Origin of the sequence: Novipirellula aureliae, assembly GCF_007860185.1 — a bacterium.
Classification (GTDB): Bacteria; Planctomycetota; Planctomycetia; order Pirellulales; family Pirellulaceae; genus Novipirellula_A; species Novipirellula_A aureliae.
This window is the reverse complement of record NZ_SJPY01000009.1, coordinates 213,360-234,248: the sequence shown is the minus strand read 5'-3', so window position 1 is coordinate 234,248 and position 20,889 is coordinate 213,360. Positions and strand designations below refer to the sequence as shown.

9 protein-coding genes are annotated in these 20,889 nt (G+C 54.3%); 2 read left to right on the top strand and 7 right to left on the bottom strand.

All coding sequences use genetic code 11. The features are described 5' to 3' along the window. Positions 1 to 142: 142 nt before the first annotated feature. The 4 genes from Q31b_RS24595 to Q31b_RS24580 all read right to left on the bottom strand — a co-directional run bounded on the left by Q31b_RS24595 (position 143) and on the right by Q31b_RS24580 (position 12,646). A complete protein-coding gene (locus tag Q31b_RS24595) occupies positions 143 to 952 on the bottom strand; it encodes a PEP-CTERM sorting domain-containing protein (RefSeq protein ID WP_146602299.1) in 810 nt (269 codons plus the stop codon). 129 nt (positions 953 to 1,081) lie between these two features. Further along, positions 1,082 to 10,018 (bottom strand): PKD domain-containing protein, encoded by an 8,937-nt coding sequence (locus Q31b_RS24590; RefSeq protein ID WP_146602298.1) that lies wholly within the window; start codon positions 10,016 to 10,018, stop codon positions 1,082 to 1,084. A 290-nt stretch (positions 10,019 to 10,308) separates the two neighbouring features. Next, the gene (locus Q31b_RS24585; RefSeq protein ID WP_146602297.1) at positions 10,309 to 12,030 is read right to left on the bottom strand and encodes a serine/threonine-protein kinase; all 1,722 of its coding nucleotides are present in this window, start codon (positions 12,028 to 12,030) and stop codon (positions 10,309 to 10,311) included. Continuing rightward, positions 11,999 to 12,646 carry a sigma-70 family RNA polymerase sigma factor gene (locus tag Q31b_RS24580; protein WP_146602296.1) on the bottom strand — a complete coding sequence of 216 codons (648 nt, stop codon included), beginning with the start codon at positions 12,644 to 12,646 and terminating at the stop codon, positions 11,999 to 12,001. Before Q31b_RS24580 ends, Q31b_RS24585 begins: the two co-directional genes overlap by 32 nt. 439 nt (positions 12,647 to 13,085) lie before the next feature. Here Q31b_RS24580 and Q31b_RS24575 point away from each other — a divergent pair, with 439 nt between their 5' ends. Next, a complete protein-coding gene (locus Q31b_RS24575; protein WP_146602295.1) occupies positions 13,086 to 14,822 on the top strand; it encodes a dockerin type I domain-containing protein in 1,737 nt (578 codons plus the stop codon). Between the two features lie 190 nt (positions 14,823 to 15,012). On the opposite strand, the gene Q31b_RS24570 is transcribed toward Q31b_RS24575, so the two are convergent. From Q31b_RS24570 to Q31b_RS24560, 3 genes are all read right to left on the bottom strand, one after another. Continuing rightward, the gene (locus tag Q31b_RS24570; RefSeq protein WP_146602294.1) at positions 15,013 to 15,723 is read right to left on the bottom strand and encodes a hypothetical protein; all 711 of its coding nucleotides are present in this window, start codon (positions 15,721 to 15,723) and stop codon (positions 15,013 to 15,015) included. Beyond that, positions 15,677 to 15,946, bottom strand: coding sequence for a hypothetical protein (locus Q31b_RS24565; protein WP_146602293.1), 270 nt, complete (start codon positions 15,944 to 15,946; stop codon positions 15,677 to 15,679). The genes Q31b_RS24570 and Q31b_RS24565 overlap by 47 nt, the downstream gene beginning before the upstream one ends. A gap of 557 nt (positions 15,947 to 16,503) precedes the next feature. After that, entirely contained in the window at positions 16,504 to 16,794 is a 291-nt protein-coding gene (locus tag Q31b_RS24560) for a hypothetical protein (RefSeq protein WP_146602292.1), read from the bottom strand. A gap of 263 nt (positions 16,795 to 17,057) precedes the next feature. On the opposite strand from Q31b_RS24560, the gene Q31b_RS24555 reads away from it, so the two are divergent. Next, positions 17,058 to 20,855 carry a Calx-beta domain-containing protein gene (locus tag Q31b_RS24555; protein ID WP_146602291.1) on the top strand — a complete coding sequence of 1,266 codons (3,798 nt, stop codon included), beginning with the start codon at positions 17,058 to 17,060 and terminating at the stop codon, positions 20,853 to 20,855. Positions 20,856 to 20,889: the final 34 nt, after the last annotated feature.

Here is a 20,889-nt window from a genome sequence, read left to right as displayed (position 1 = left end):
TGGTATAGGGCGTAGAGGCGTAAGCTTCCAGCTTGCGATCTTTTTTAAGGTAATCAGGAAACTTACCCCACCTTTCGTATTCACCGATTCGAATCGATTCCGACCGCGAGGCCGCCCCATGGTCAAGCAACGTGACGGTGTTCTACTTTCGTCCTTCGGATTCATCAAAGCGGCCAAAACGCAAACTCGTCTTCTGTTTCTTCCTGGCCCTTGTTCCCCATCCCAAGACGAGACAGAGACTACCAAGGAAGAACGACGTTGTTGGTTCGGGTACCGCCGTTGCCGAAGCTTCCCCGCCGAGAAATGAAGACATCTCCAGGGTCGTTTCTTGGCCAGCGGCTAACGTGATTGCGAAACTGGTTGGCATTGGGTTAATCGCCGAATAGCTGCCACCCGCGGGCTCTTCAAACGACGGCTCGAGGAACAATACGTTTTCATCCTCGCCATGAAGAATTAGCAAACTACCGTAGGCGGTCGCAAATGTTTCTGGATCCGTCCAAGGACTAAGGTCGAGCTCAAACGAATAAGCTAGCAAGAAATTAGCGGTTACTTCATTAGAAGTTTCGTTGGAGAGAAATAGCGATACCGAGGAGATCGCTAAGGTTTGGCTCAACCCAGAACCACCTAGTCCAAATTCGATTGAATTGCTGATGGTAATACTGTCTCCGCTGCCGAGCGACTCGGGATTTGTCCCTCCGTTGGCGTCTGCGAACGAAAAGGAATATCCATCACCGGTACTAAAATCCTCGAAATGAGGGGGAAAAGGATTGGTGGCATCGCTTTGGATCACGAGACCCGTTGCCGACACCGCGTTCCCGCTGCCGTCGACCACCCTATCGATCGTGATGATCGAGTCGATTAAACCGAAAGCGGTGATGGCAGCGGCGCGTGCTTGGTTAGCGGATGCCAGGACTACAAGACTGATCGTAGCAAGGCGTAAGAAACGAATCATTGGATTAACTTTAGATTGAGGAATTACGTGTTAGTAGGACAGCACGAACGAGGTGAGCGGCAAGGCGCTAGCCGCCGGTATTTCATTGGCAACCGGCGGCTAGCGTCTTGCCGCTCATTTGATCCTTTTTTACCGTCTGCTTTCCGCTTGAGACCCAGATCTCCTGACGCCCAACAGCCGATCGCCGAGTCCGTCAAAGTACAGGTCGCGGCCTGACAACCCGAACAATAAATCTCGCTCGTTGTCGTCAACATCGTCGATCAAGGCGGTCACGGCATCGGTTCGGTCTGCATAGGAATTGTCGCTGTTCCAAGCGGACATGATTTGATCGTGCAGCGCGTCGCCACTTAGGCTTCCATCGTTTCCTTGAATCTCACCGCCGATCAAAACGTCGTCTTCTTGACCGCCAATCAAGTTGTCTCGGCCAGTTCCACCGACCAATAGGCTCCGGTCGCGGCCACCGCGAAGTAGATCGTTGCCTGCGCCACCGAGCACGAGACTTGGGCCTCCACCAGCGTAGAGGAAATCATTGCCGTCACCGCCATCAATGATCGTCGGCATCACTAACCACGCCGACATGCTGAAGACATCGTTGCCTGCGCCCAACTCCGCATGGACCTTTTGCACATCCGAGAGTGGGAAGGAAACCGATCCGAGGCTCCACCAATAAGCCGAAGGCAGGAAGCTGGCCGCGACATAGACGAGTGATCCGCGGCGTGAGACCGAAACGATGTCTCTCTCGTCCGTACCAATGATCCGCAACTGCCCCTCGTTGAGCGTTACGCCGGGCTCGCTATTGACCACCTCGATCACGGTCGTCTCAATCGACGTCGTCGTTTCGAGCTCGCCATCAATGATTGTGACGGTAGCAGTATAGGATCCTGGATTTGCGTAGGCATGATTCGCCGCGAACGAACCACTGCCCAATTCGAAGCTGACCGTCAGCGGCTCTGATTCGCTGCCGTCGCCCCAATCAACCGTGCCGGTATGAGCCAAGACGGTTCCGGAATCCAGGAACGTACCGTTGAGTGTTAGTGTTTCACCCGCAACGGCTTGCTCATCTGCGCCCGTAATCACCGCCGACTCAATCGTCGCGGCAAGATTGTGGACATTGATACTGACGGTCGTCGCTGCACTTGGTCTGCCACTGGATTGGGCCACGTAGGAAAACTTGTCGGTGCCTAGGAAATCGGCTTCTGGGGTATACGTGAAAGTACCATCAGCGTTCCAAACAAAACTGCTGGCATGCTCCGGCGCAGTCACTAGCAATGACTCGAGTGGATCGGTTGTGGATGGCCAATCGTTGGCTAGTACACCGTCATCAATTCCCACTAAAAGCGTTTCCGCTTGGTTGACGTTATAGTCGTCCGACTTCGCATCTGGCGAGATTTGATTCTCGGGCACCTGGGTGCTGACGCTATCCGTATCCTGCTGACTGGTTGCGTCGGTAACGCTCAGATTGATGTCATAAGTGGTTGTCCGCGGTGCATGATCCACTCCGTACGGATGTGGAATCGTAAACGATCGCTCGCCGGGATCGATCGTCAGCGTCTCGATTTTCCCATCACCCCATTCGACTTGAACGGTGTGTGTATCCGCTATACTGGCGTCGCTAAAGGTACCCGACAGTGTCACGACACCGTTCTCGTCAAGCATCGGATCGACGTTCAGGCCAGTGATCACCGGGGCGTTGTTACGAACTGTGATCTCGCTCGTGCTCGCCGCGACAGCTTGGTCGGCGTTCAGAACCGCGGTGTTCTGAACAAAAGCTGCCCCCGGTGGGAATTCCGCTCCGGAGTTAATCGTGACTTCGTAAGTCACCGTGCCAGAGGCACCGGGCTCGATGTCACCGAGTTCCCAACGGAGGACGTTGCCATCGGCGATGCCGCCGTGACTGATGTTTACGGGTGTCCCCATCAATGTTTCATCAAAAACATCCATTAGGAATCCACCGGTGATGGTGGTCGTACCCGTGTTCTCGTAATTCAATGTAAACGCGAGCGTGTCACCGGGCTCGGGCGCGTCGCTGGTCGCCATCGCCATTGGCGCAGAGAAGGCGAAAGCGGAGGCGAAACCGCGAGAGGCGGACATCAGCGGTGCGAACGCGGGCACCGGCTCGGGCACGATCGACGTCCCGTACTCGAGGGTCAGCGAGGTTGTGTCCAGGTCGCCAACCATAACGGCTCGCGTTACATGAGTACGTGCCCGGAAAGCGAACTCCGGCTCAGCGATCACTTGAATAATGTGAAGCCCTTCCGCTGTCGGCACCCAATTCATGGCTAGCAAAGCGGGGTCGTCGAGACCGCCCTCTGGGATAATGAGCACTTCGCTGCCGATTTCAAACGTTCTCATCTGCCCCGCGACCGGAAAGAGGTCGTTGAATGTCACAGGCACATCTAGACGTTGATCCAGTTCATAGTCAAAGCTACCGATGATGGTGACGGGTATGCCGATTTGCGGATTGTCAGGCGGAAACGTCGGCTGCGGTTCTTCAGTCACCGGATCCATTAACTGAATCGAAGGCGAGAATACGTAGCCCGGCCCGCCGGGCCCACTCGGACGTGGTGGCGCGTTGGGCGTTTCACCGGAAACGTTGAGTGTTGCAGTAACCACCGTACTCAACGTTCCCTCGATAATCTCGTACTCAAGTGTGTAGACGCCATCTCTATCTGGTGCGTGAATAAAATACGAAAAGCCTCCACCGATTCCCGTACGAGTTCCAGAGGACTTCACCAGATTGTTACTTGAATCGTAGACTCGCAGCGTCACACTCGCATTTTGAATAGGAAAGTCTTTGTCGCCAGGAATCGATCCGAAGTTGTAAAACGCTTGACCGCCGACCGCCACGTAAGCCTCACGAGTTGTCGTGCGATCCGACGCGGTGGCGAATAGACCGGCCGAACCGAAATCGGGGCTACCGATTTGCAAGACTTGAATCGCCTCGTTGTTCGATTCGTCCGATTCTTCAACGGTCAAGTCGGGATCAAGCACGACGCGCACCAACAGGTACGTGTCTTCGTTCGGTAGTGTTGGCTGGCCGTCCGTGCCATGCCAGGTAAGGCCAATTCGGGTACCGGAATTCTCAGCGAGTGAGGTGATCACGCCGCGATCGATTTCTACGTACGCTCCAGTGTCGGTATCGACATCATAATCATAAACTTGAACGCTGACGGTGATGTTGTCGGCCGGGATTTCCCCGTTATTGGTCACATCAATTTCAAAGTTAACCGAAGTGCCGACACCGGGATTGATCGGATGGAAGAGCACATTGGAGGAGATCAATGTCAAATCTGCCAAATCTGGCACAGGAGGAGTCTCGACGATCACCGTCAAAGTCTTGTTGGTAACTCCACCATCTCCGTCGTCAATCGTGACGACAGCGGAGTAGACACCAGCGGTGCTGTAGGTATGGGCCAATTGGAACTCGTTGCCACTGAGCGTCAGCGTTTGATTGCCGGATCCGTCCGAGTAATTGACGGTGGCCGTCCAAGTATCGGGCCCCGGGTCGAAAAACGATCCGTCAAGCGTGAAGCTGTCGCCACTCAATACAGTGATTGTCGAATCGAATTGCAACGTTGGAGCCACGTTGACCACGGTGATGCCGACAGAATCAAAATCGACCGCTCCCCATTCGTCTTCGACTCGCAACTGGACCACAATCGAATCGGAGTCGTCGCTGAGTGCCGCCGAGAACTCAGGTTGAAGCCCAATTTCGTCACCACGCGTAGCATCCAGTCCACTTTCCCCGAACTCCTCGTCTCCGTCTAGATTCCATTGAACCTTAAGCGACTGCGTGTCTTGATCCGGATCTGACGTGAGGCTGGCACTCAGCGGTATCGCACTTCCTTCGTTGACGACATAGGGACCTCCGGCATTCGCAGTTGGGGGAGTGTTCAGTCGCACCGTCACATCAAAACTGTCAATCGCTTCGCCTGCGTCGTCATCCCTGAGAGTGACCGTGACCGTAAAGGTGCCGATTGCGGTAAACGTATGATTCAAGTCGAACGACCGTGCTCCGACGGGCGACACAGCAATTGTCTGTGGATCACTGCCATCGCCATAGTCGACGATCACAGTATGGGTATCGTTGACTCCAACATCACTGAAGCTGATTTCTCGGGTCAGGACAGGGTTTTGAAAGGCGAGCTGGACGTCGCCGGAGTCTGCCAGCACGGGATCAAGATTGCGGACCAGCAACTCGGGCGAGGCGAGGCCAGGTTCGCCAAGTCCTCGCACAAAGATGTCTGCCACCCCGTTCGTGTCGCCGGCAACCAGATCGGTGGCGTCCGAAGAAAACGCAACCACCAGTCCATTGGCGGCAATGGCTGCACCGGTTGGTCGGCCTGTTGATTGCGCACCATCGTTCGTTACGGAGATACGTTCTGTGGTACCATCGATGCGGTCACGAACGAAGACATCCGGTCGATTGTTGGTATCTCCTTCGACCAGATTCTTGCCGTCGGACACGAAAGCAACGAAGCGACCGTCGTGAGAAACCGTCGGCTGGGGATAGCCGGAATTTTCATCGGCCGGGTCACCGGAATCATTTACCGACACCAGTTCTGTGTGCCCTGTTATCAGGTCATGGAGAAAGACCTGAGTCCTGGAAAACGTGTTGGCGACAAGTGTCGTTGCGTTGGAGTAGAACACCACGTGTCGTCCGTCGCCGGATATCTGACTGCGCAAAGCGTCGCGATCCGATTGGGCACCCGTTGAACTGACGGACGCTCGCGTTGTTGTTCCCGTTAGACGATCACGGACGAAGACGTCGAATTCGCCATTCGTATCGCCGTCGACCAGATTGGTCGCATCTGTATCAAATGACACGTAGCGACCGTCCGCAGAGATCGAAGGACGTTGCCCCCCCCTATTGCCCTGCGTTCCGTCCGACGCCACACTGGCTAACTCCGTAATTCCCGTCTGCAGGTTGTGTACAAAAATGTCCCTTTGAATGTTTGTGTCACCGGGCACAAGGTTGTAGGCATGCGACTCGAATGTGACGTACTGACCGTTTGCTGAAATAGCAGGCAAGGACGAAAAGCCATTCGCCTGTGTACCGTCGGAGGCGACCGAGACCCGACGTGTTTCTCCGGTCTGCAGATCGTGGACAAAGATGTCAGTGGTGCCGTTGGTGTCACCCGGAACCAGATTGGACGCTCTCGACTCGAACACGACATACCGACCATTACCGCTCAACACACTTTGGCCTGAATGGTCGTTGGCTTCACTTCCGTCTGAGGCGACGGAGATTGGTTTTGTCAGACCCGTTACACGATCATGAACAAAGACATCGCGTTTACTATTGGTGTCGTTGGGGACCAAGTTCGTGGCAGACGAAGCAAACGTGACGTAGCGACCATCACCGGAAATCGCAAAGGTTCCCGCAGCGAGTTCAGCTTCGCTGCCGTCCGAGGCAACGGAGACTCGCTGCGTCTGACCGGCTGCAGCATCGACCGTTGTTGCCTCGCCACCGTCGTCGTCGACAACGGTCACCAACACCTGATACGAAGCTTCCGCCGAACCGGAATAGGGGTCATCCAGGTACGTGTGGTGCAGGCTGAAGGAATTTGTCGTAACGTCAGCGATCACGTCCCGGGAACCATCACCCCAGTCGATCGTCACGGTGTGAGTGTCATCGGTGCCGGGATCAGAGAACTGTCCGGTCAGCACCACCGAACCGCCTTCATCAATGGCAGATGTGTCGAATTGAAGGTCCGTGATGGTGGGAGCCACATTTTGCACGTCCAGGCGAAAACGTACGGAATCAACGTCACCTCCGTCGTTCGTCAGAAAGATGTCGACGTACGGTGCGGCAAGAGGTCCGTCCGTCGTCGGCAAAGACCAACTCCACACACCGGCCCCGGATGCAGTGACCGTGCCCACCGACGCCGACAACGTGCCCGAACCGTCGCCGGGATCAACAAACGTGCCGGAGTTGCTGGCCGTCTGGCCTTCCGTAATGGTCACGCTGCTGGAATCCGCACGCACAACACCGTTGGTTAAGTAGAGTAGATGAGTCGTGGACGTTCGCGTTGATGAAACCCACAGATCGTCAATACCGTTGCCGTCCAGATCACCCATGTTCGTCAATGCGCGACCATAGAAGTACGGGATCGGCGTTGTGCCATCCGCCTCGGTTGGCGCACCGAACGCACCTTCATGAAACTTCCGAATCCCCTTCGACGTACCGTCCGAATTCAACAGAACAAGAAAGACGGAACCCGACTGTGTCCCGGACCCCAGCGCACCCACTGCTAAATCATTGACTCCATTGCCGTCGAGGTCCCCGATCGCAACGACGTCAAGTCCAAATCCTGCGTCGCGGTCCACGGGAATGCCGGTCTCGCGAGTCAGACGCGTGGTGCTTAGGGCAGTGCCGTCGGGATTCATCATCAGCATAAAGACGGCTCCGCTGCGTGAGGCAACGTTGCCTTGGCCGTGATAGTAGGCACCGACCGCCAGATCCGTCACACCGTCACCGTTGAGGTCGCCCATGTTGGTCAGTGAAGAGCCCATGCGAGAGAACGACTGCAGACTGGGGCCGCCGCCGATGTTGTCGCCGATTGTTGTTGACGAGGCAACAGTTCCGTCGGCGTTCATGAATTGCACATAGACGGCTCCCGCCTGGCCGTCCGCTCGCGTGGCTCCCACGGCAATGTCGTTGACACCGTCGTTGTCCAGATCGCCAATCGCAGCCACCGAATTGCCAAAGCCGGATCCGCCTTCAATCCTACTTGTCTCGCGAACGGATCCGTCGGAGTTAAGGAAAATCAGTGTCACTGACCCGCCTGCATTAGCCGTCCCGACGCCCACCGCAAGCTCTTCAATGCCGTCGCCGTCGATATCTCCCGCCGACGCCAGCGTTCCACTCGAACGGTAATCTACCCAACTACGACTTTGCACCGAGCCATCGGGGTTCATCAGAAGAACGTAAGTACCAGACGTTCCGTAGCTGGTAAAGATCGCTCGATCCGTGGCGCCGTCGCCGTTGACGTCGCCCAACGTGATGACCTCATTGCCAAACGGCGTATCCGGTTCATGGGCGCGGTGTTCCTCCCAGCGGTCAATACGAAAATCAAACGGTAGCGGGCTCACAGTTAGGTCGAACGTCGCTGTTGTGGCGTCGCCTTCGGTATCCGTGGCGGTAATCGTGACGGTACCGTTTTCGGCGGGATCATTGCTGGTCGCGAATGTCCAGTCCCAGGTGCCGTCGTTGTTGGCGAGGACGTCACCGATGGAAGCGGTCAGCACGACATCGTCACTGTCGACGTCCGAAAAGGTGCCGCTAATCGAGGCCAGTTGCCCTTCACCGATCGTCACCGCTGTACTTCCGCTGACGGCAACTTCAGGAAAGTCGTTGACCGCAGCGACCGTCAGAGTCGACGTAGCGACCGCGCTGTCGAATTCGGCGACCCGCACGACGAATTCCACCTGCCGATCCGTCGTGTCGGGATCCTCTGATGTGTTTTCGTAACGAACTGTTCGTAGCACCTGCTGGTAGTTGGCTTCACTATCCACACCGCTCAACGTCAATAATCCGTTCCGGTATTCAGCGGCAATGGCGGTGCCCGACGTGTCGACCGTTAGTACTTCGTCCGTGCCGTCCAATGGATTGGTGATCGAGACGGTCGCCTTATCGATCAATCCGGAGGCGGAGCGAAAATATCGCCCGAATACTTCTCGTTCACCAGGTGCTGGTTCGTTTAGCCAGACCGTTAAGAAATCACCATTGTCGAGTAAATCGACGGAAGGATTTTGCTGATCATCATCGGTGGTCTCGTTGATCAGAAATTCGTCACCGGCCATGGTTCCGTCAGCATAGAACCGCTGCCCGTAGACACCGTAATAGCTGCCATCCTGAAAATAGCTGCTCCACGTCACAACAAAATTGCCGACGCTGTCCATCGCTAGCGACGAGTAACGTTTGTCCCGCGAGTCGTTAGTCGTGATCCGAAACTCACCGCCCACTGGCAGTCCAATGGGATCAAACCGTTGCCCGTAAATGCCATCGCGCAGGCTGCCAAAATAGTCGTCCTGATCCTGGCTGTTCCACGTGACGACGGAATTACCGGCGTCGTCGATATCGACGGCGACATAGTCCTGATTTTTTTCTGTGAACGTATTGACCTGAAATTCGTCCGTCACAGCGGTGCCGTTAGATGCGTATCGACGCCCAAATATCTCATTCGAAATACCGTAAGTAGACCAGGCGACAAAGAATCCCCCGGCATCGTCCATCGCCACCGATGCCTGTCCACCGGTCTGAGTGGGATTGACCAGAAACTCTGAACCAACTCGGCTACCATCCGCCAGAAATCGCTGACCGTAAACTTCGGTGTTCGACCACACCACCACGAAGTCCCCGTCGCCATTCATCGAAGCGACCGGCCTCGACGCATTTCCAGTGGCAGCCGTTGGAATCAGGAACTCACCACCTGCCTTTGTTCCATCTGGATTGAATCGCTGACCGAACACTCCGGTGCTGTCGCCTGGGCCGTTTCCTTCCCACACCACCAGGAAGTTCCCGGCATCATCCATGGTCAGCGACGGATTGGACTGATTGCCACTGGTCGTTGTGTTCACCTGGAATTCGCCGCCAGCGGCTACTCCGACGGTGTCGTAGCGTTGACCAAAGATCCCGTTGCTGTTGCCGTCTTGCCCGAAGCTGATCCAGACGACGGTGTGGTTTCCGTTGGCATCGCTGGCCACATATCGCCCCCGGCCACTGATACCGATCGTTTGATTGCTCACTGTCTCGGTGTTGACCTGAAATTCGCTCCCTGGCTGCCTGGTCACCACTGTTCCAGCCGCCGCTGTCAGGTCTCCATCCTGCAGCAACGCTGCACTGCTGCCCTCCGCATACGTGGCCGCGAAGTCGATTCCACCATCATCACTGCCATTCAAATCCAAAGTGACGGCCGCCAGCAAGTGCCGTTCTTCCAGTCGTTCGACGATCGCCAGCCGTTTTTGGCGGCGCAGCGAGGTTTTGCGGCGTTGAAGCGCAAAACGCTGCGATTTGCGGGAAGCAAGGAACTTGTCGAGCCTGCGAATGCCTGAAAATGTCATGGAAATTGCCGATTCGGAAGAAAAGGGATTAACGTGAGTAAAGTATCCCGTCTATTGATTGGGCGTTCTTGCGGGAACAAACCGGACAAGAAAATGATGCCAGCTATGATTTCATGCGAAAATTGTCGCGTGAGTGTCCAACCTTTTTCTTTTATGGCTCTCTAGAGGCTGTCCTATAAATTGAGGGAGCGGCGTCTGTTGCTCGAAACGCTGATGCGATCCGATCTGCAAATGATTGAAAATGTCTTTGGAATCTAGAACCCTACCGGCACATTCCTACCGGGACATTCCTACCTTGCTGTCGCCATCTTTGCTGGACGGTGGCGTTTCCAATTCCATCGATTCGCATAAATGCCAATGGATAGGTAGATCGCCTCCGAAAGGCTGATCAACAAGACCAAAGCGTGAAAACTCTTCTTGAAATAGGGGAACGGGCCGTAAATGGGATCAAGCAAACCGACAAAATCGCCAATGATCAAGAGCGGTACAAAAACGCCTCCGGTTAACAACAATAACATCGCGACCTTCATCGCCCAGATCTTTCTGCGAAGCCCCAAGACAGCCAAAACCAGTACCGGCAGATTAATGCAAGCGATGATCGCAAGTGCTTGAATCGCTGGTGTCCATGGATCGTCACCAGGAAACCATGGCCCCATGACCAGGGAGATAGAGTACAAGACCCAGACAATCAGAGCGGACATTGCTGCAACGGTAGAGACACAAGCTTCGCGCGTGCGCCGAGCATCGCGACACCACACCCGTGCTCGAGTGATCCATGTCATTTTGCGAGCGGATATCGTTTCTCCTGCGGCGAAAGCGGCTAAGTCCACCGACAAGGCGTCTGCGGATGCATAACGATTTTCGGGTGTCCTGCTAAGACATTTGTCTATGATCGTTCGCAAGTCAGATGGAATGTCTGAATAGACAATCGATTTGCGCGGCTCATCTTGAAAGAATGACAAGATCTCAACGTAGGTCTTTCCACTTAGCGGCGGTTTCCCATCGATCAGCTCGACCAATAAGACCCCGATTGAATAAATGTCCGTCTGAAAAGTGATCGGCCCCAAATCGGGCAGCAACTGCTCGGGGGCCATGTACAACGGTGTGCCAATGATCAGACTGCTGCGCGTGTCAACAATCGGTTCGTCAGAAAATTTGGCCAATCCAAAATCGGTCAATCGCGGTCGGTAGGCTGACAACGGCACGGATTGCGGGGGCTCACTTTTCGATGTGGCTGTGGCTTCCAGCGATCTACTTTCCGACGGACCCACTACATCCGGACCCACTACATCGAGCGCCAGCAACACATTGCTGGGTTTGATGTCGCGATGGATCACCCCCTTACCGTGGGCATAGGCCACCGCATCGGCCAACCGACTGACAAACGAGGCAATTTCGATCACGCTCGGTCGCTCCGTTTGAGAACCAAGCCAAGTCGCCAGGTCGGGACCTTCGCAGTAGGAGGAAACCAGATAAACGGTCTCCCCCTCACATCCACTCTCGTAGATGGGGATGATGCCAGGGTGTTCAAGTGAACCTGCTGTGCGGGCCTCATGAATCATCTGTTTTCGGCGAACCGCGTCCTGGATCAGATCGCGTCGCGGAAGTTTGATCGCGACATCGCGACCGATCGCTTCGTCACGAGCAAGATAGATCACACCAAAACCGCCACTGCCAATCTCTCGAAGAATGGAAAAGCGACCAATCTGCTTCGGAATGACATGACCGTCGGCGGCAATCGGAACTTCGGGCGGCCGATCCGAATAATGCTTGGCAAGTCGCAACAGCAAAGCGGCGTTTTTGTGGATCGACTCCTCATCGTCACCCCCGCCAGTTCCGGAAGCAGCGAACAACTCGGCTATGGATTCCACCTGCTCACCACTTGACCCAGAGGCGAGCAGTTGGAACGCATCGTCCAATTCTGACAGATCAACGCGATCGTCTGGAATCTCTGCTCCCAGATCACCATGGGCATCCATATCAAACCCGTCTGGAACAAGCCTGCGAATCAAAACGACGCAGTTTGTGTTGGAGTAACTTCAAGATGCGACCCCACCGCTTCCGCACCGTATCCTCTTTCATATTGACTCGAGTTCCTATTTCGCCAAACGCTAGTTTCTGCTGGTACCGCAGCGTCAGAATCTGCTGGTCAATTTGATCAAGCGTACCGATCACACGATGCAGTTCACGATCGAACTCGTTAGACACTGCGACACCCACAGGAGACTTTTCGCTGGTTTTTAACAGCGGACCGATGAATCGATCCATCGGCTGCTCTCGCTCCACGCTCCGCATCTGGGCAACCACAAACTTCCGACGCGAGTCTTGCAGATTGTGAGCCAGGATCGCTCGCAGCCACTGATTGAACTCAGCAATGGATGAGCCAGAGAAAGAGGAAAGTGTATCGGCAGCCTCGAGAAAGGTGTTTTGGACAATGTCCGACGCGCCCACTTTCGACTGCCACCTTCGAGCGATTGAATTGCGAGCGATCGCTGTCAACTGAGGAATTAGCCGTGCGATCAGCGACACATCAAACGTTTCGCGGTTCTCACTCGAACACTCTGCACTGGACTCGCTTTCTGCACTGGACTCGCTTTCTGCACTGGACTCAGTTTTCGTATTGGGCATAACTGGAATGCGGGGCTTTTTGGATGGGTGTCAAAACGGGGCAAACCCCCTCACCAGAGGCACACCCCCCATCCTAGCGGCCGACAGTATCGACCGCAAGTTTTTTTGACATTTTTTTCCGGTAACCGCCACCGCAGACGCCCGGGAACTGTCTCTAACCCAGAAACCGGTTGACATTGGCGAACCCCGAGCCTAACCCCAGTGAGATTGACAGGGGGGAAGCCAGTAGTAAAATCGAACTAGTGGTCTGTCAGGATTGAGTTTTAGGGTTAGCGGCCTGTTGATTTAATCGTGATAGGATCAACTTAAGGCGGCTTCGCCGCGGGTGTCGCTTCGAAATAACATTAGATGCGGCGATAACTGACGTAGAACGGAGTTCATTCCGCAACTCCGGCAATGGTTGGTACACAGATTTACCCGCGTACAAAATTTGGAAACGATGAACCTCCGACGACCGAAGCGACGATTGGCAATCGAAAACTTGGAAGTTCGTCGACTGATGGTGGCGGATATGGATGTCATTGAGCAGGCATCGGCCACCATGTCCATTTACGACCAACAAATGCTGGAGTTAATCAATCGGGCACGTGCCGATCCATTAGCAGAGGCAGCACGCAGGCAGATCGATCTCAACGAGGGACTTAATCCAGGCGCAATTACGTCGGATCCCAAACAGCCGCTCGCGCCAATCACCGTACTCAACGACGTAGCAATCGCACACTCGCAAGACATGATCGAGCGAGGTTTTTTCGCCCATGAAAACCCGGATGGACTTCGGCCCTTTGAGCGTGCTCTTAATGCTGGATACGGATCGGGATTTGCGGGCGAAAACTTGGCCGCGCGGAGCGGAATTAGTCTAGTTCGTGCATCCACGCTCCTTCATTTTGATCTCTATGGAAGCCCAGGGCATCGTTATAACTTTCTTTTACCTAGATATCGTGACGTTGGACTTGGCTTCGAACGGGGGCCGATTACTTTTAGTAGCGGGCAGATTGCTACAGGGATTTTGGTCACACAAGTCTTCGGAGGCGGTGTGCAAGACGAGTATTCGATCACGGGTGTTGCCTTTGAAGACTCTAAGACTGCCGACGATTTTTACAGCCTGGGCGAAGGTCGCGGAGGGATCATTATTGAGGCTCGTCAGTCCAACGGGCCACTGTTCGTGACGACGACGGGAAGTTCCGGCGGATATGCGCTGCGGGTAGGTTCTGGCAGCTACCAACTGACCGCGTATTCATCAAGTCGTTTAGAATCGATTGATCTTGGTGTGATCGTGGTCACGGACCAAAATATCAAAATTGATGTGCGAACGGAAGAATTTGTTTCCGTCGATCCGGTCAAAGAGAGTCTCGTGTTGCTGGGTGCCGACGAATTGATTCGTCTGGCTGATCCGCAAGTTGACTTAAGTGCGCTCGTCACGATTGATATTCGCGGTAAGGGCGACAATACGCTCGTCGTTGATGCTGGCAGGCTTGGATCGTTATTGCCCTTAACCCCGTTGACGGTGCTCGCGAATTCGGGAGACAGGGTTGTCTTCGAGCCAGGTTGGAAGTTTGAATCGGCTCGACTGAGCGAGGGGGCTCTCATCCGGCAGTTTCGTCATGATCAAGCGATCATCGATCTGGTCGGTCCGTCGTCGTTTCAGAATCCGGTCAACGCTTTTGACGTCAGTGGCGACCTTTCGGTTACGGCCAGCGACGCGCTCAAGATTATCAATGAACTATCGCTTCGTCGCTACAGCAACAATCCCAATGGCGAGTTGCGTGATGAGCAATCCATTGACGTGAACCTGTTCAATTTCTATGACGTTTCCGGCGATTTTAAGGTGACGGCACTCGACGCATTACAAGTCATCAATGCGATCATCCACGATTCAAATCCCGTTGTTGTGGTCCCTGAACCAGAGCAGTATGGCACGGTTGAAAAATCAGATCGCGACGAACCGTCCGAGAACCTTCGCAGGATCAACGGTATCAGCGAGACGTTGACCGCGCCTTCCGTTTTGATTCGATCGACCGCCTGGATGAGTGACTCAACGTCAGTTTCCTCGGGAAGTCCGCCGCCGAGCGGCGTTGAAAGTGTCCGAGATAACGAACGAGTCCGAGATCACTTATTCTCTTCGTTGGCAGACATCGGATTTTCGATCGACAGCATGGCTCTACGTTCCCTCGAATAAACGTCAATTCGTGATCGTTGAGTTGCATCTCGACGAAACCGTCAAAAGAACAGACGACCGGCGAGTAATCGTCGAGCGTCGAGTGCCGGTCGCTCGCGTCACTTCAGACCGCGTCATTTCTTTTACTTCAATCAAATGTTCCACCGTTTGAGTCGGTGTGAGTTTGGGTCGCGGAACCTAAATTGTAACCTTAAAGCTCCACTCGAATCGCTGGAAGCTCTCGTGTGATATCGATCAGTGACTTGTCCCATTCGTGATGCCACTCTTTTGGAATCTCCACTTCAGGCTTGCGAACCCGCTTGACTTTCTCTCCGGTGACAAACCCTAACAGATAGTAAACGAATTGGACAACCTCGACGTAGACGTCTTCACCGACATCCACTAAATCATTGAGATCGTCGACAAGATCACCTGCCCAGCCTCTCGCTTCGACTCCCACTTCTGCTTCCAAGTCCAGTCGTCCGATCGAGAATGGTTGGACGTTGAGCGTGGGACGCGATGCGTTGCCACCGAAAAAGTATGTCTTCGAATCACGCCCGAAGAACCAATCTTGGCCGATCCCAACGGTACCGACAATCTCGGCCCGAACAACGACATCGATGGTTTTTAACGATGGAATGAGTTTCTTAAGCTTGCCCTTAATCTCTTCGGTATCCCAGCCAATTTCGGCACTCAGTTTTGCAGTGGACTTTAAGGAAATCTCTTTAAGATAAAGCCCATTTCGAAGCCGTTCCAATCGCCCCGTCGCCAAGCCGTGTGTGTCCAGTCCAGCGATAATGCCAAACTCGATGGCTTGATTCACCTTAAACGCCCATTGAACAGGGACAATTCCCAAGCTCAACGGCCCCTGCTGTTCACTGGAGGCGAGCACAATCGCTTCGTTGGCAGGCAACTCCTTCAAGACTGTCCTTTCCCGAACCGCCAAAGGCAACGATCGGAATGGCCTTATCTTGTTCGCCCCATGAATCCCAAAGCACGAGTGAATCATCGCCACTGAGCCCATGGAAGGTGATGCGATCGATATTGTCAACAAAGAATTCAAATGGCACTTCGACCGGCTCGTCGTCGGTCGACAACGCTGCGACTCGGCTGCTCAGGACTTGCTGGGCAGAAGGATCGTTCACCGTTACAACGATAATTCCGCTATCGTTCTCGCTAATGCCGATTTGTATGTCGTCATCAAAATCATTGCGTCCTGTGATCGTCAGTTCACGGCCTCGGCGTGCGCTACTTCGAAAAGAGTGATCTCAACATTTCCTGATAATTCTTTAGAAGGTTCCGCGTCGTCAAAGGTGTACCAGGCGATTGTTTGACCACTATCGCTAACAGGGTCGGTGTAGTAACTGTTGCATTCAATCTGAATCGATGCTGACTCGGACTGGGACGCCAGCAGCGTGTTGTCCAGGAGGTAGCAAGCCTCAAACGTTTCGCCACGAGGCCGATAGAAACACGGGGCGGGCGAGTTATGGTTGCGGATCAGCGCCAGCCTGGCTCGGACAATCGTTGACGGAGTCTGCGTCGATTCCGGAATGCCCGTAATTGCCCCGTAATTGATTCGACATCTCGGCTTTCCCCCTTTTTCCCGTGCGCTGTCTACGTAGTCGGTGACGACGATGCTCGTTCTGTGCGAAATTTGAAATAAAAAGACGGACTCTACTGGCCTTAGGCGTCCGCGTCGGTGTCAACCGGAAAAGCAAATTAAGAAAAATTGCAAGTTTTGGTAGTTTCCAAAGTGGCGTAAGCTTCCAGCTGGCGTGCCTTTTTCTAAAGGCATGCTGATCGCCTGCGCGAGCCAGATCAACAAGATCAGGGCGTGAAAGCTCTTCGCCCGTACCCACTGATTGGGTTCAGCGTTCGACTTCCAATCGATTGCTGTTGACTGAGGCAGTAGGCGTGCGATTAGCGAAACATCAATTGCTTCACCGCCATCATTCAATTTCTCCGCCCTGGCCTCGGTGTTCGCAATGGGCATGACTGGAATCCTTGAGTTTTGAACGAATACCGCAGCCCCTCTCCTCTGCAGATCCCCAATCGACCCGTCCTAACGGCTTTTGCACTGCCAGCAAGCTTTTTCGGTTATTAGTTTCCGGTTACCGCCGTCGCAGACGCCTAGAGCATGTAGAGCCCCTTCACTCGTTAGCTTTTCAATCCAGACGCCCGAACCAGCGATGCGTCCTCGATTCGCTGATCGCTGCGTCGGTTAGACACCCGATTCACAACTTGGAGCCATGAACGATGCGATCACCACGCCGAAAACGCCGACGACTTTTCCGCCTTGAAACGCTAGAACGCCGCGACCTGTTGGCCGCCTCCGTTTGGCAAAACTCCACCGATCGATTCGATGTAAATAATGATGCTGTGTATAGTTCTGGCGATTTAATTCCCATCTTTGCTGAAGTGTTGAATCATAATTACAGTGATGCCAATGGCCGATTGCCAGACGAGCGTCCCTCCGACGACAATGCCTACTTCTTCGATGTCAGCGGCGATGGCTTTGTCACCCATTTGGATTTAAACCAAATGCGGTTTTTCCTGGGCGCTAGCGACTTCACGACGTACCGACCGAACATACTCTCGGTCAACTCCGAGAGACAAGACAAGGAAGACCCACTCACTATCGAAGATTTCGTATTTGGCGGCGCGATGAGCGTTACGGTCGACAGTGATTACTTTGCCGGTAGCGTCGATGTTGCGACAGAGGACATTGCAGGCCAGGCCGTTGCCGGTGTTGATTACACGAGCTTTAGTACAACTCTAAGCTTTGACGAGTCAAACGATTATATGGAGTCCTTTAGCGTCGATTTCATCGCTGATGCGACGCCCGAACCCGATGAAACGTTCGCCGTCACGCTGAGTAATCTGCAGCCCGGTGAGGAAGGGCCGTGGATATTCGACCAAACTCTGGTGTATGACACCGAATTTTCGACAGCGTCAACCGCTAACCTCAGTTCTGCCGCCACGGATGTGAATGTCCAAGACACGACGGCTTATGTCACCGATGGCGATGGTGTTCACGTCTTTAGTATTTTTGATGTCAGTAATCCCCTCGCACTCGGCTCGCTCACCGGCTTGGGGGATACCCAAGCGATTCAAGTGGTCGATTTTTCGACGGCCTACATCGCTGCCGGCGAAGATGGCCTGATCGTCATGGATGTCACTAACCCAGCGATGATGATGCCACTGGGATCGTTGCCAACGACGGCCGATGTCTATGACGTCTATTACTTGGACGGGCGGCTCTATACCGCCGAAGGTAATGACGGAGCGCACACGATGCGAATCTACGATGCCTCCGATCCAGCGGCGCTGGTTGAACTTGGTCGGACGGTGACACCCGAAATCAATCAATTGATCGTGCAAGGAACGGTTGCTTACGCCGCTGCCTCCGATGGCGGATTGATTCTACTCGATGTGGCCGATCCGAGTTCGATCACCATGCTCGACTCGGACAATACGCTCAATGCACAATCGATCGATCTAAGAGACACAACCCTCTACGTCGGAGCGACCGACAGCGTGAAAGCCTATGATGTTAGTGATCCATCGAACATCGTCTTGCTTGGATCAATCGACTCTGGAACAAACGTCTCCTTCTCCCTATCCGGTGAATTTGGTTATTTTGGTGATGAGATCCGTGGTTTTGGCGGACTGCTCTACGCAACCGAGTCCGACGGACTGCTTAAGGTTTACAATGTTTCTAATCCGAGTGAGATGGTGCTCGTCGGCAGCTTTGCGGTCACGAATCCAAGAGGATTAGACCTCGCCGTGGACAGAGTGTTCCTGGCTGCAGATTCTGGTCTTCAAGTTCTCACGCAGACGCAAATAGCGACCGTTGTTGGGACGATTCTAAACGACGACGAGGGGACGCCGACCGTGTTCTTTACCAGCGATGGTCAATTCGTTCGTGAAGTCGATGGCTCGGTCAGCGTCGAGTTCACCTTATCCGCGGCCAGCGACACTCCAATAGTCGTGCCAATCAGCTACAGCGGCACCGCTGATGATGGCACGGATTACAGTAGCGGCGGTGTAAGCGAAATCAGCATTCCAGCTGGCGACACGTCCGCTAGTCTTTCCCTTTCGATCATCGATGACGAAGTCGCTGAATCCTCTGAAACGATTGTTGTCAGCATGGGGACACCCAGCGGTGCGGTTCTAGGCTCAGTAACCGAACAAACCATCACGATCACTGACGACGATGTCAACGCAACACCAACGGTCCAGTTTACCGCCGACGCGCAAAACGCCAGCGAAAGCGACGGTTCAATCAGCGTCAGCGTGATGCTGTCGGCCGCCAGTGACACCGAAGTGGTCGTCCCGCTCAGCTACAGCGGGACTGCGGACGATGGAACCGACTACAGCAGCAGCGGTGCAAGCCAAATCACGATTCCAGCCGGTGACACGTCCGCTAGTGTTTCGCTTTCGATCAGTGACGACGACGAAGTCGAACCCGCCGAGACGATCATCGTCAGCATGGGCACGCCGAGCGGCGCGGATCTCGGAACGACCTCCGAACAAACGATCACGATCACTGACAACGATGTCACTGCAACACCAACGGTCCAGTTTACCGCCGACGCGCAAAACGCCAGTGAAAGCGACGGTTCAATTAACGTCAGCGTGATGCTGTCGGCCGCCAGTAACACCGAAGTCGTCGTCCCGCTCAGCTACAGCGGGACCGCGGATGATGGAACCGATTACAGTAGCAGCGGCGCGAGCCAAATCACGATTCCTGCGGGTGACACGTCCGCTAGTGTTTCGCTTTCGATCACGGACGACGACGAAGTCGAACCCGCCGAGACGATCATCGTCAGCATGGGCACGCCGAGCGGCGCGGATCTCGGAACGACCTCCGAGCAGACGATCACGATCACTGACGACGATGCCACCGCAACGCCAACGGTCCAGTTCGCCAGTGCCACGCAAAACGCCAGTGAAAGCGACGGTTCAATCAGCGTCAGCGTGACGCTGTCGGCCGCCAGTGACACCGAAGTCGTCGTCCCGCTGAGCTACAGCGGGACTGCGGATGATGGAACCGATTACAGTAGCAGCGGCGCGAGCCAAATCACGATTCCTGTGGGTGACACGTCCGCTGGTGTTTCGCTTTCGATCACCGATGACGACGATGTCGAACCCGCCGAGACGATCATCGTCAGTATGGGTACGCCTAGTGGCGTAAACCTCGGAAGCACCAGCGAGCAAACGATTACGATCAACGACAATGATGTCACGGTTCCAACGGACGAGCAGGTCGTTGTCAGCCGGGGGCTTGTTACGGGGCCCGCATTGATCCCCGCTGGTGACAAAGCCGTCGTCCATATTTTTGGTGCCAAGCGAGATACAGAATTGACAGTGACAGCAATTGGCAGGTCTTCGGTCAACGGAATGCCAACGGTACACTTGTATGACGCAGATTTGGGTGTTTTGGCTGACAATCGTACCGGATCGATCACAGCAACATTGGATGGCGGAAAGCTGTATGCGATTCGTTTTGAAGCAACAGACGCCGAACGTCTATTTTCGATTCGAAGTTCAGCTGGGTACGACGCACTCTTCCAAACGCCGATCACTAATCTTATTCAGAGGACGGATGTGGACGCCAGCGGTGAAACGACTGCGAACGATGCACTGATGATTGTCAACCGTTTGAGCGAGTCGCGGTCGGCACAGGGCGAGTCGCTTTCATTTGCCAATCGGTTTTATGACGTCAGCGGTGATGGTATCATCACGGCTCTGGATGCTTTGATGGTAATCAATTTCTTATCCGAAGGCAGTCGTTCGGTCGCCGAATCAGAATCAATTCCGCTGGCCGCAAATGGGATCGACAACGAATCTATCGCCGATTCTGATGTATTCTCCGACGAGTTTGCAATCGTTGCACCAGAGAAGAAAGTGATGGTATTCTCGAATCCCGATCCATCCGATCCGCTTCCATCCGATCCGCTTCCGTCCAGTGCGGCACAAACCGACAACGAGATGGAGGGACAAGAGGTCGATCTCGTGATGGCGTTACTTGGTGGAACTGATTTAGGCTAACGTTGCGAAGGTAGGCTGGGTCAAGTCGTTTTCT